This is a genomic window from Pseudophaeobacter sp., assembly GCF_039971195.1.
Classification (GTDB): domain Bacteria; phylum Pseudomonadota; class Alphaproteobacteria; order Rhodobacterales; family Rhodobacteraceae; genus Pseudophaeobacter.
In genome coordinates this window covers 1-12853 of sequence record NZ_JBDWPJ010000210.1, presented here as the reverse complement: position 1 = coordinate 12853, position 12853 = coordinate 1, and the positions used below count along the sequence as shown (strand labels likewise).

10 protein-coding genes and 1 pseudogene are annotated in these 12853 nt (G+C 56.4%); 2 read left to right on the top strand and 9 right to left on the bottom strand.

Annotation, left to right across the window (positions count from 1 at the left end; translation table 11 throughout):
* On the top strand, positions 1 to 1151 hold a 1151-nt coding region (locus ABJP42_RS18015), incomplete at its 5' end, for a glycosyltransferase family 2 protein (protein ID WP_348342850.1).
* Positions 1152 to 1213: 62 nt separating this feature from the next.
* Entirely contained in the window at positions 1214 to 5347 is a 4134-nt protein-coding gene (locus ABJP42_RS18010; RefSeq protein WP_348342848.1) for a glycosyltransferase family 2 protein, read from the top strand.
* On the opposite strand, the gene ABJP42_RS18005 is transcribed toward ABJP42_RS18010, so the two are convergent.
* The 9 genes and pseudogenes from ABJP42_RS18005 to ABJP42_RS17965 all read right to left on the bottom strand — a co-directional run bounded on the left by ABJP42_RS18005 (position 5322) and on the right by ABJP42_RS17965 (position 12691).
* On the bottom strand, positions 5322 to 5873 hold the full coding sequence (locus tag ABJP42_RS18005) for an efflux RND transporter periplasmic adaptor subunit (RefSeq protein WP_348342846.1): 552 nt from the start codon (positions 5871 to 5873) through the stop codon (positions 5322 to 5324). The two genes, ABJP42_RS18010 and ABJP42_RS18005, sit on opposite strands and share 26 nt — an antisense overlap.
* Entirely contained in the window at positions 5834 to 6718 is an 885-nt protein-coding gene (locus ABJP42_RS18000) for a hypothetical protein (RefSeq protein ID WP_348342844.1), read from the bottom strand. Before ABJP42_RS18000 ends, ABJP42_RS18005 begins: the two co-directional genes overlap by 40 nt.
* Before the next feature lie 40 nt (positions 6719 to 6758).
* A pseudogene (locus ABJP42_RS17995) lies at positions 6759 to 7463 on the bottom strand (ABC transporter ATP-binding protein).
* A 138-nt stretch (positions 7464 to 7601) separates the two neighbouring features.
* Positions 7602 to 9116 carry a glycosyltransferase gene (locus ABJP42_RS17990; protein ID WP_348342842.1) on the bottom strand — a complete coding sequence of 505 codons (1515 nt, stop codon included), beginning with the start codon at positions 9114 to 9116 and terminating at the stop codon, positions 7602 to 7604.
* Positions 9113 to 10201: a hypothetical protein gene (locus ABJP42_RS17985; protein ID WP_348342840.1), complete on the bottom strand. Its 1089-nt coding sequence runs from the start codon at positions 10199 to 10201 to the stop codon at positions 9113 to 9115. The genes ABJP42_RS17990 and ABJP42_RS17985 overlap by 4 nt, the downstream gene beginning before the upstream one ends.
* Before the next feature lie 326 nt (positions 10202 to 10527).
* Positions 10528 to 10674, bottom strand: a complete 147-nt coding sequence (locus tag ABJP42_RS17980; protein WP_348342838.1) for a hypothetical protein — start codon at positions 10672 to 10674, stop codon at positions 10528 to 10530.
* A gap of 110 nt (positions 10675 to 10784) precedes the next feature.
* Positions 10785 to 11138 carry a site-specific integrase gene (locus tag ABJP42_RS17975; RefSeq protein ID WP_348342836.1) on the bottom strand — a complete coding sequence of 118 codons (354 nt, stop codon included), beginning with the start codon at positions 11136 to 11138 and terminating at the stop codon, positions 10785 to 10787.
* A gap of 295 nt (positions 11139 to 11433) precedes the next feature.
* Complete coding sequence (locus ABJP42_RS17970; RefSeq protein ID WP_348342834.1) at positions 11434 to 11907, bottom strand: DUF6538 domain-containing protein; 474 nt, start codon at positions 11905 to 11907, stop codon at positions 11434 to 11436.
* 154 nt (positions 11908 to 12061) lie between these two features.
* Positions 12062 to 12691 carry a tyrosine-type recombinase/integrase gene (locus ABJP42_RS17965; protein WP_348342832.1) on the bottom strand — a complete coding sequence of 210 codons (630 nt, stop codon included), beginning with the start codon at positions 12689 to 12691 and terminating at the stop codon, positions 12062 to 12064.
* Positions 12692 to 12853 lie beyond the last annotated feature (162 nt).

The window sequence follows — 12853 nt, the reverse complement described above, 5'->3', positions numbered from 1 at the left end:
CTGATACCGCATTTGAGAATATTGCCAGCCGCCTGATGTTTGAACGAAGCTGCGCCCTCCATACCCCCGACCGTCGGGCCCGATATGCACAGGCTTGCGTGGCCTACCTGAAACGGAACCAGATCACCTATCAGCCCGGCTGGGACTCTCATATCTCACAGGCCTGGGGGCTGGAGATAACGGGTGTTCAACCCCTAAGTGTGATCATTCCTTTCACCGAGAGGAGCACGGCTGATCTACTACAGGTCAGCCTGCAGGCTCTGGACCGCCAGGCTGCACCGGGGCGGGAAATCTTGATCCTCTGTCCAGATGTTGCAACAGCAACGGCAGCAGAACGGATCGCCGCCACACATCCCGCGGCACGGATTGTCCGATACAGCGGGGACGGGATCGGTGCAGCCTGCAACGCCGGACTGACCGCAGCGCAGGGCTGCTTTGTCAACTGTCTCGTTCCGGGCGATACTTTGGGGGAAATGGCCCTGCACGACTGGGTCGATGCACTCATCCAGTCCGAAGCCGATTTTGCGGCCGCCGCCTTCCACCTGGGGCTTAACGGCGAAGAGTATCATTCTTCTTTTTATCAGGATGGACCTGTGAGTTTGCAGAATGGCGCCGGTAGCGCCAATGCATTCCCGCCCGAAACGGCCTTGGCTCTGGATGGCCAGATTTCACCAAAACTGTATCGCCGCTCCTTTGTCGAAGAGGCCGGACTGCAGTTTGGGACCGGGTCTTTGCCTGGCTGGCAGATGGCCCTACATGCGTCTTTAGCCAGCAACAGATCACGTTACTTTCCTATTCCCGGTGGTGAGGTGAATACTTCATCAGAGGCATTGGCCCAATACCACCCAGGCAGGGCCTCCAGAAACATGTTCCAGTCTCTAGACCAGTTGACCGCAAAGCTCCCCGCAAAGCTGGCAGCCAAACTGCCGCTGGGGTGGCAAAAACGTCTTGTGGCCCGCGCCCTGCGCCAACAGATCAACCAGGTGCATGCCCCAATGCGACGCTTAAAACTGGCGCTGTTAGCCGGCGCAGCCGCTTGGGGTGCCTTGCGCCGAGGGTTAAGCAAAAACCGAACCCCTCTGGACCCCGGAGTGGGACAGCGGTTAGAGACATTGTTAAGCCTTGAAGCTCTGCTTCGCCTCCGCTCTTAAGCACCTTCAGCCAACTCTGGCCGTAAATTGACCAACCCGTTACCAGGCATATGGAAATCGAAATGCATTCGTTCTTAGTTCAGGGCCAGACAGTGTTTCGCTACACAGCGGAATTCTCTCAGTTTCCCTATGCCAATATTTCGTTTTTTGATCGTGGCCAGAACCGCATTCTCTTTCATGTGTCCCTGCGGCAGGATGAAGGGCTTTGTGTCTGCAACAAACGCGCAGGCGAGGTTTGGGCCTCAGAAAAAGGCAAGAGGATCTCCTTGCCAAAATCTGGCGTTGATCTCACCATCACCTTTGACCCACCTCATGTCACGGTTGACCTCAACGGGGACCGGATTTTCCGATTTGGCCGAAATGTGCTTGGGCGCCCTTTTCCTGATCTTGACCAAATCTCGTATGTTAGTTTCCAAGGCGGTATTGCGCTGGAGGATATTGATTTTGGGGATAGCGCCAGCCAAAAGCTGGTTCTTGGAACGCTCACCCGCAAAAACCAAGCCAAGCTCGACAAGGGGCAGCTCTGTCTGAGCAACCGCTTGGAACTGCGCGCCAGACTGCACTCTCTTGGCGAGCCCCCGTCCCTGACCCTGGATCTGCCGGGAACTCCTCTGCCCCCCAAGGCCATCCTCTATCCAGTGGTGCCGCAAAAGCGCGACAAGACGGAAACCGATATGATTGTTTTGCTGCCGGGGCGGATCTGGAAAGGTCATGACGCGGAAACAGGCTTGGATCTGGGACTGGTGCATGCAGACGGCACCGCGGCCTGCCCTCCGTTGCATCTAACCCGCAAGGATCTGGCCGAGCAGATTGATTTGATACTTGGTGAAACGGACCTCCATGGAGATTCTCTGGCGGCAATGCAGATTTTTGAGCATGTTCATTTTGGTCAACTGCTCGGTTTTTTGTCTGCCAATAGCCGCGCCAAGCTCGCCAGTGCCCAGCAGTTCTATAATCTGAGCGACTATATCGAAAACCCGGAAGAGTCCTCCTCCCACAAGAAGGCCGTGGAAGAGGCTCCTGTCCTGCCGCCGCGGGATCCGGTTGTTCAGGCCCATGCCGAGTTTGGCGAAACCATGCGCCAGACTCCCTCGGCAGACCCTTTGTTACTGCTGCAGGAGCTGCTGACAGAGATCCCGAAGAACCAGCGCCGCTATTTGTTTATGAACCTGATTGAGTTTTTCTGCTACCCAGGTCGCGACTTTGACGGTTTTCACCGACTGTATTGCGCCGAAGGGTTTAGCGGCAGCCTCTCGCCAGAGCCTGGGAACCTCTACAAAAGCTCGGCTCTGCTGCCCTTCCTGCTGCTCGAGGGGCGCCATAACCAGATCTGCTCCTGTCTGCATTCATTGATAGAGCCAACCTCCGGGTGGATCGTCACCCCCGCTCTGGCCTGGCTGATGCGACGTACCATCTGCGCCCAGAACCTTGGCGAGAAGACGCGTGAAAACATTCTTTACGCCTATTTTGAGCTTCTCGACAGACAGGCCAGCGACTATTGGGGCCGGGCCCATTGCCAGGAACTGACGGAAGTCGCTGTGGATCTGCTTGAGAACCAGAGCCGGTATGCCGACTACACCCACCGGCTGATCCTCGAATTTGTTGTGCGGGTATATGGGCTGTCACGACAGTTCTGGCACCAGGTCGATGCCCGCATCTCTTTGGACACACGGCCCGAAATCAAATCTCTACGTTTGGCCTTTGCCCAGATCGAGCAAGCCGTGGACGCCGCAGCCCCAGCGGCGCAGAACAGCTCTGAAACAGCCGAAGCGCTTGCCCTGTTTGAACCCTATGCCTGCGCCGATCTACCGCGCCTGCGTCGAGAGCTGCTCGGTCCTGCGGGCGTTCACCAGGCAGAGCCCAAGACGCCGCTGACCCAAACCAGCCTGACGCGGGCCGACGTCCCCCTGCAGGAAGCCACCTTGCGCCATATGGCTTTTCCAGGGGCCTCTCCGGTGAATGAGGAACTGGTACAAGTGGCGGCCACCGCCCTACCAGACTTTTATAAAGACCTGCCCCGTGCACCCTACTATCAACTCCAAGCTGATGTCAGCAAACGGGTGCAGCTCTTACTGCAGCAGGCCGAAACGCACCCTGTGACGGCCCAACAAATTGCAGACCTGGGAATGGATCTGCGCCTTCTGTCCAGTCGCCGCAGCCAGTATCTGGGCCTTGGTCTGACACTGGCGCTATTACGGGGGCTGCACGCAAAAACCGGCCAAACAGAGGCCATTGCGGCACTCACTAAGCAGATGAAATCATTGGTGCGGGGCGAGAACGACGAAGACCTCGCCGCGCTGCGCTATGCCACTGCCCCAAGCCTGGCGCTTTTGGCCCTGCGTGACACTCCAGGAACAAGCGCGCTTTTTGCCGAAGTCTGTACCATCCTGCCCAGCCTTGCAAAGCAGCTACCCCAGCGCCAACAACAAAAAGAAGCGATCCCGGCGCTAGAGGGCTCCCCTCTGTTTGACACCCTTATTACGGTGTTTTCCTGTTTGCCAAATCTGGACACCCGCATCCCCGCGATGCGTTCTGGCTGGCTGAATTTGCTTAAGGCATTGGACATTCCCTATGTCATCATCGTTGGCAATGGTGACGGCAGGCTGGAGGGCGATACCGTTCATGTCGATGCCCCTGACAACTACGAAGGGCTGCCGCAAAAGACACTGGCAACCATTCGCTGGGTGTATGAAAACACCCGGTTTTCTCATCTGCTCAAGATTGACGACGACTGTTTCCTGAATCCCGATGTGTTTTTCCACGGTCAAAGCTACCGCAAATTTGATTTCTACGGCCGCATCCTCAGCCGCCGCCCAGGCGATATGGATCGGGCCTGGCACAATGAAAAATCCACCTCCGAACGCGGCCGGTTTGAGCTGGATAAATCTCCTGAGCCCTCAACCTATGCAGATGGCGGCACCGGCTACGCTCTGAGCCGGACGGCCATGGCTGCGGTGATTGCCGCCGAAGACAGCCCCGAGGGTCAACACCTGATCCAGATGTCCTTTATGGAAGACAAAATGCTGGGGGATCTTTTGGCCCAACAGGGCATTCGGCCAGCAAACGAAGACTATCGCACCTCCATCCGGCGTCGCACCTGGAGCAAGGCAAAACCGGTTTCGCGCTGGGTCAACAGCTTTGATGCCAGCCGCGCCGCGCCAGTATCCTTGGTGCATCTGGATGAACACGAAAGCCAGGGACTGACCTGTGAAAAACTAAAAGCTCCAACCCTGACGCCCAAAAAGATCTGGCCAAGCTATCTTGATGCGGCGCTGGTCTATCAAAGCAATGCCCTAGAGTTGATCAGCAGCGAAGACCGTCTGGACGCCGCTCGTTCCGCCGAGGTTGCAGTTGTCGCTTGTATGCGCAACGAAATGTTCATGCTGCCGCAGTTTTTGGCCCACTATCGTCGTTTGGGGGTCGAAAGCTTCCTGATCGCTGACAATTGCTCGGACGACGGCACCCTGGAATACTTGATGGAGCAGCCCGATGTGGCGTTGTTCTCGGTGGATACGGATTACAACCTGTCGCATTATGGCGCCGGTTGGCAGCAGGCGATGATGGCCGCCTTTCGGGTTGGTAAATGGACCCTGGTTGCGGACACCGATGAGCTGTTGATCTGGCAACAAGAACAGAGCCAAACCCTGCCTGAATTGCTCAAAACCCCAGAATTTCAAGACGTCGATGCCGCCCGCATCTTCATGCTCGACATGTACCCCAAAGGTTCGTTGAGCGAAGCCACATTCGAGACAGATCCCTTTGCCGAAGCGGGCTATGTGGACCGTGAACCCTTTTTGGCGGATTGGACCGGACGGGGGCCTTTCTCCAATATGGCAACCTGGACCAGCGCTGTGCGGCACCGGCTGATTGCCGGGTCCCGGATGGACCTGTTTGTAGCGCAGAAGATCGCGCTGCTGAAATATCAGCCCTGGATGCGGATCTCGGCAGGCTACCATTTTCTCGGCGATGTCAGGCTTTCAAACCGCGAATTGATTTTTGGCCATTTCAAATACAACGCCGACTTTCACCGCAAGGCGCAGAACGAAGTGGCCCGCCAGCAGCATTACAACAACGCCGAGGAATACCAAAAATACCTAGCGCTGATGTCCGAGGGGCGTGATGTGATCTATGACCCCAGCCTCTCGGTGCCATGGCACCAGGCGGATTTTGTCAAATCTCGGCTGGACAAAGGCTAGCGCGACCTTGGGTTGCGGCAAAAACAGAGCAGGTATCAACGCTACGGAACAAGGCACTAGAGGGCACCCGCAGAACATCACTGGCGCTCCAGACTATTATCCGGACCTCGACACGATAGTCATGGCCCAACCCCTCCCGCTCGGGAGCCGGAGACGATAGCGCGATGATGACAACAGGGTCAATCCGCGAGACCACTCCCTGCAGTGGGTTTTCCCCGCCCCAATCCTCGATACGCACCGGGCCCCCAGGTTTCACCTGCACCGCATCAGAAGCGATCAGCTCCACCACGATCTCGAGATCGCCGTCGACATCGCCAATCTCCATGATCGGTGCACCGGCGGGCAGAATTGTGGCGCTTTGCTGCATCACTTGCAGGATTCGCCCACTGCCCGGGGCATAGAGCGGAATGTCATTTGCCTTGCCGTTGGGCAGGGTGGCACCAATGCCCAGATCATCAAACCCGATGAGCTGCGCCTGGGCATTGATCAGATCCGCTTCACGCGTGCCGATGGCCGCCTCTGCCATTTGCACCCGCGCTTGTGAAATTCGGAACTCTCGCTCGGCCCGATCCAACGCTGCCGGGTGTCAAAGATCGCGCCCGCTTGCTGTGCATCAATCATAAGATAGGCGCCCGAAACCCGCCCCGGTTCGCGCAGGGTCCGGTTCAGCGCCTGCAAATCCATGAAGGCGGGAGAGCCCAGCAAGGCCTGTGCCACCCCGGCGACCGGAATTTGCAAGACCGGCTGGCGACCTTCGCGCACCTCGACGGTCAGGATCTCTCCCGGTTTGATCTGCAACATCTCAGCCAGAACGCTGGACAGGATGACGCCGGTCTTTGGCATCTCGATCGGTACCAGGTTTTCGGCCAGGGCCCGGCGATGGTGATGCAAGCGGTGGCGCAGGATCACCGGCACATGGCGCGCCCCTTCCACCCGGCTGACGCCCGCAATGCGGCCCAGCTCAAACAGGGTCTTGTCGCTGACCGGCTGGGTGAGGGTGACAGTCACGTTACTACAGTCCACAACCGAAAAGGTGAGATCAATAGCGCGGTCAAAACCCGCGTAGATGGTGATCATCGCCACCGACAGCGCCATGCCAAAGGCAAGGCCAACCATGGCTCCCACCATACGCATCGGTTGTCGTAAAACCATGCGGCTAGGCTGATCAAGCTGCCCTGCCAGGACCCGCCCCAGTCCTTTGGAGCGGCTGTAGTCCGGTGGTGTTGGCGGGCGCATCTCCTCTGCCGGTGTCAAGGCAAACACCCGGCGCAGTCCCAAAAGCCCCCGGCAGAGGCCGCGATCACACTCACAGTCACTCCGGTCACCAAGGCCGCCGGATCGAGGCCAAACACCAGGAACGGGAATTGCCATAAAAGCTGGTCATCGCCCGCCCGCGGGCAATCCAGCGGGCTCACCAGTGGATCTCTGACGGGCTCAGCTTTTTGCTGTTTTGCACCACCTCACGAATACCGCCATCGGCACAGTAGATCACCCGATCCGCCATAGCAGCGGTATTGGCACTATGGGTCACCATCAGCACAGTTGAGCCCAGTTCGGCATTCACATCCCGAAGCATCTCCAGCACCGCCCGTCCGGTCTGACTGTCGAGCGCCCCGGTGGGTTCATCGCAAAACAACACTTCGGGACGTTTGGCAATGGCCCGCGCAATGGCAAACCGCTGCTGTTCACCGCCTGGCAGTTAGGCCGGAAAATGATCCACCCGTTCACGCAGCCGAACAAGCGCAAGGGCCGCGTCGGGGCCCATCGGATCCGTGGCAATTTCTGTTATCAGCTCAACGTTTTCGCGGGCGGTCAGGCTGGGCATGAGATTGTAGAACTGGAAGACAAACCCCAAATGGTTGCGCCGGTATTGGGTCAGCTCAGCATCTGTCATCACGCTCAAGGATCTGTCGCGAAAAAACACCGCGCCTGCGGAGCCGCGGTCCAGGCCGCCGATGATCTTGAGCAAGGTTGGTTTACCGGAGCCAGAAGGCCCGAGCAGCACAACAGTTTCCCCAGAAGGATTTTCAAGATCCACCCCGCGCAGGGCATGAACCGCCGAATGGCCAGATCCATAGACCTTGGTCAATCCGCTGGTTCGAAAGGCAGGTGACATCTGGCTTTGCTGCATGACGCATCATCCCTTCACTCGATAGGCCCACTGTCACGCGGCCGACGGGCAAAGTCACCGCGTCTCAGCGGCGCAGACAAGTGGGAGGCCCAGGATCACGACGCCGGTCAGGCTCACCTATTTCTAGCTCTGCGCCGCTCTGGGAACTGTCTCGGCTGGTGCGGCATAGACGTGGGACAAAACTGCAAGGTGCTCCGCCATCGAACTGGGCGCACGAGCACCGGCCCAATAGGACTCCATGTCGATTTCCCCGGCCAGAACGGCCTGCAACCGGGCCTGAAAACTGGCGATATCTCCGGCGCGAAACACCATGTCGGCACAGTTTGACAGTTCCTGTGCGCCGCCCAGGTCGCTGGTCAGCAGCGGAATGTGATTGGCATGCATTTCGATGGCCACCTGCGGCAGGTTATCGTTCCACAAGACCGGAATAATCCCAAGATCGATCTGCGACAGGATCTGCGGCAGGTTATCGTGGGTGTAGCCATCGTAATAGTCCATCCCAGCCAGTTGTTTCCCAAGTGCAGTGAGCTCTGCCATGGTGGCGGCATCCCCCCGCCCCGCTGCGACGACCAACCGAATGCGTTTGGCCAGTGGGCTTGGTAATGCCTTGAGCGCCTTAAGCAGAAAGAAGAACCCCTTATCGCGGCGCATATAGCCAAGATAGCCGAGGGTGATCACCTGGTCTTCCTGGCTCGGCAGGTCGCGCGGTGATGTTGTTTCATAGAAGGCCGCATGCGCAGTGCCGATATAGGAGGTCTGCAACAGATCAGATCGCAACCCAAAGCCACGGGCAATCCCGGCAGTAAAATCGGAAACCGCAAGCACCTCGTCGCAGTGTTCGTTGATCAATGAGACCATCTCAGCCCGACGGGTCTGAAAAGGGTTCTGACGGGAGGATCTGCCCTCCACAGCCTCAGGGTGTTGGGATTTGGCCCCGCCCCAGAGATTGCGCAGCGACTTCAGCCCCATAGTGAGACGCCGACCAACCCTGACTGAGGTTTGAAAAAGCAGCTTGAACATCAGGCTCTTGGGATGGACGCCGGCGGCTTTCAACCGGTAGGCCAACGCCTGAGCCAAGCGCAATTGTTTTTGATTGTGCGCATGTGGCAGGCAGGCGGCGCATCTTGTTCCGCCTTTGAAATCTATGCAGGTCTCGCGCTCTTGGAACCAGAGATTCACCTGCGGGCAAAACGGGTAATAATTGTGCAACGACAAGACAACCCGGATGTTTGGCCAGCGCAATTTCAGCGCCAGAACTCGGGCGGGCAGGCCTTCGAGATTGTTGAAATGCACCACATCATAGGGACCGGTTTTGGCGATAAAGTCGAAAAAGCAGTCCTGGGTTGCAGCATCATCGATCTGCGCGGCACTGCCAAAGGAAAAATGTGCCGGTGACAAAACCGCTGAGTTAACGATCTCGTAGCGGCGGTTGCGGTCCCGGCTGGGTCCGTGGCGGATTTTCTCCCAGCGCGGTGGCGCAATTTTCAGATCATAAGAGATTCCGGCAGAGAGAAAAACAGCCTCGACTTGCTCTTGTTGGTCCAGCTCGTTCAGGATGTTGCGCTGATACTGTGAGACCCCACCGCCTCGGTTCTCATCGTCCAGGTAATCGACCCAGTTGTAATACAGCACCCTCATGACTGGGTGGTTTCTTTTGAGGTACAGGCCCGTTCCAGCGCTTCAATCCGTGAGGCAAACTCTGCGTTTTTCAGATTCAAAACTTTTCGCAAAGAATGGATTTCACTCAACAAGAAACCAGCCAAGAGCCAGCCATCGCGCACGGTCTGTTCATCCCCCTGGGGCAGGCGCTCACGAAAACCGGAAAGGGTTTCGGCAAACTCCGGCATTTTCTGACCCAACTGATCCAACCCATCCAGAACTTGCTGACGTATCGGGGCAAGCTCATCCGGTTTGGGGCCAATGCCCTCTACCAGTTCCTTGTCCAGAAAGTCGTTGTACCGCTCTACGGTTGGCTTGATCACGGGAATAGGCGCTTTAGCATTCTGCATAACGCGCATCACCTCGATGCTCTTGTCCGCGAGCCGAGGATTGGCCTCTCTTCCCAGAAAATCAACGCCCCTTGCAGGCAGGTTGACGTCAAAGATCGACAAGAAATCATGAAACAGAGCGTTGCCTTGACGAACCTCATCGCAGTAGCTGCGCAGGATCACCGATTTGGCGCCAAACATCTCAATCCAGGGGCCTAGGGCAAACCCGTAGTCATAATGAACCTTTTCCATAAACCCGGTCACTGCCGAATTATAGGATGGGGTGGCGATCTTCATTTTCACCAGCTGGTTGTACCAAGAGCGCAAATGGCTTTCTGGTGCCCGCAGATAGGCGATCACTTTGAAGTCGATATCCGGGGCGGTTGCCACGATTTCCTTAAACGCGTCCAATGCCTTGGGAAAACCCGCCAACCGGATGAGCTCTTCTGTACTGACAATCATCCGAGAGGCGCGGCTCGACCGCAACTCTTCAAACAAATTCTGCCACAGCTGCTGAGGCGTTTGCGGCTTGTTGTAGCCATGCAGCAATGTCTCAACACCTGCCGCGAGGTACAGGCTGTAGGCAAGATCAGAATGTTTGGCATATTGTCGCGCCGAACGCGCATAGCAAAGCTTCTGACGCTTCAGAAACTCTGGATTATGGGACAGGAACTCCTGAATGGCCGTGGTGCCGGTTTTGAAGTGCCCGATATGGAGATACAAGGTCTTACGCATATTCATCCAATTACTGCAACTTTCGCGAAAGAACCAGTCGCGCATCTGGCTTTTTTCCCCGCCATCAGCGACCTAAGGTCGTCGACACCAACGTGACACCCAACCCGATCATCTCCGATTATCGTCCAGCGAATGTACTCTCAAGTAACTGGGTCAGCCGCCACGCCCAACTCACGCTTCTCGTCGTCGATCATGCCTTCTTGCTCCGAACGGTTATCCTTGAATGAGCCAAGAGTTTCAGCCCTGCGAAAGCCGGTCAAGCCTATGAAAATATTACATAAGATACCTTCCCACAGGCGGAGGTGACTTGCAGGTTTGTTGGTCGGCTAAGGAATGATCACACGCGGCAGCTTGCAGTTTTCCCGGTATAGCGTTTCGAGGGAATACTCCCCGTAGCTCTCCCCGGCGGTGCGCCAGGCGTGGCCCTGAATGGCCCCGAGATACTCCGGCGCGATATCAGCATTGCGCCCCAAAGTTTTGAGCCTGTGTCGCAACGCATGGTTCGGTTGGATGCGCTCATCCTTGACACCGAAACTGTCCCGAACCCAGATCGCAATCTTATCTCTGGCGTTGCCGGAGCCTTTCAAAGCCTCAGCCAGGGCGGACCGGTGTGAAAGAGATAGCCGCTCTTGGCGCTTCCGATGAAGTCAATAAGGCCAACCTCTTGCAGGTGAGGGTGCACCGGAACTTCTCGATACATACCGGCCTTTACGCTGCCCGCCTCTGGCGTAATGGTGAGCTTCGGGGTGCCACTCACGACCGTCAGGTCTTCTTTGCGTAGCTGCGTTATTTCGCCCGCCCTTGCTCCTGTTGGCTCGAATGTGAATACGATTTGCAAGAGTTTCACCACCGCGCGCAGTGGCTTAAAGTGCGTGAAGCTTTGGCAACAGGGATACATCAGAAGGTCAAAAGCTTCGGCTTTTGGGGAAATCGCCATTGGACGAAATGGAAGCCATGCAAAGGTCGTCTAGCACCAAAGTTCAAAGGACCGCTGAATACCCTGTCGGCGACTTACTGGAAATTGGACAGGAACTGTTGGGCTGGGAGGTTGAATGTTGGCGATATTGATGACTCTCGAAGAAGCTGCCGCAGCACTCCACAAAACAATTCCTGTCAATACTCTTCGTCAGGCAATCCGAGAAGGGAGACTTCGTGCCGGGAAATTTGGGACAAACCGGTACTATGTAAAGCCAGAAAATATTGAGGAATTGCCTTTCCAAATTCGGTGATAGTTACCCAGTTTCCGAGACTCGTGGCCTCAAGCGTTCCTCTTGCTGAGAAGTCTGGGGGTTTCCCTTTACCGGAATTACAAGCTTGTCTCGCCCTCCGCCAAGTGCGCTTTCATTTGCGGCAATCACTCGCTCCCAGATTTCAGGAGTTGCGGGGTTCTCGTCGAAAACGTTGATCCAGTCGGCGCGAATCTGACCAGCAAGTGCGAACAAGGTTTTGTGGGTCAGCTTTTGCGGACCATTTCGCACGATCTCCCAGTGAGCAAGAACCGCTTGGTAGGCTGGCAGGTATCTTTTCAGGGCTTCTGCCAAGTCGCTTGTGCCGAGGGAGATCTTCACGTGTGTGCCGATTCTTACCGATTTGAACGCGCCGTCTATTGGGATGGAGATGAGCTGGCCTTTAACGGCCTTGGCGAGGTCAGCCGGTGGGGCGACTCGCAGGTAATACCTGTTTCCGATGAGCATTGGTTGCGGCATTCTTAGACCCATGATGTACCACCTTCATGTACCAGAGAGGTGGAGCTTTTCTGATAGATTACAGATTATTAGCAATTTCAACGGGTTAACCTGGTGCTGCTGGAGAGAATCGAACTCTCGACCTCTCCCTTACCAAGAAGGTAGTCGTTTAAGTCTAACTACCTGCTTTTCTTCCAATCTTACCTTGGCGTGTTCTGGATTTTGCCAATTTTTTGCCAAAATGCATTGCTGCCTTTTCTTGTGCATCCACCGGGTGCTCGTAGGTTTCAGCCACCAAGCGAGTTGATTTCCAGCCCCCAGCCTCTGCAATCGCCTTGGTGCCCCATCCTGCCTCACTGAGGCTTGTTGCAAAACTGTGGCGGCCTGGCTGATGGGTTCCGAGGTATTCAACCCCTGCCTTTTTGCAGGCTCGGCGCAAGGTGTTGTAGAGACTGGATCGATGCACATAGCCAAAAACCCGCCCGTGACGTGTTTCTAGTTTGGCGATCAGCTCCGCGACCTCTGAGGTGATGACAACAGTCGCCGGTTCTCCGTTTTTGGTGTCAGGGATAAAGACCCTCATAGAGACCATATCAAGCCAGCTTGGTCGCATATCGATAGCATCACTTACCCGCCTGCCTGTTTGGTAGAGGAACAGCATGAGCGCGTAAGTGCGCTCCGGCAGATGCGGTTTAAGCTTGTCTAGGTACTCACGTTCCACCGCTTTTCGTTTTGCTCGTTTGGTTGGCAGCCCTTCAACCTTAATGGGGGAGCACCACCCTTGAGCGTGACCATAGTTGATCACCGCCTTTGCTGGGGTGATGCCCTTGAGCTTCCCCCTTTGAAGTGGTCCGCCCCTATAGTTAGGAAAGCGGAGGACCAAGTATGGCCATTAAGAGACCCAAGCCGGAAGAGATCGTCGTGAAGTTACGGCAGGTTGAAGTACTGATGGGACAAGGCATGCCCC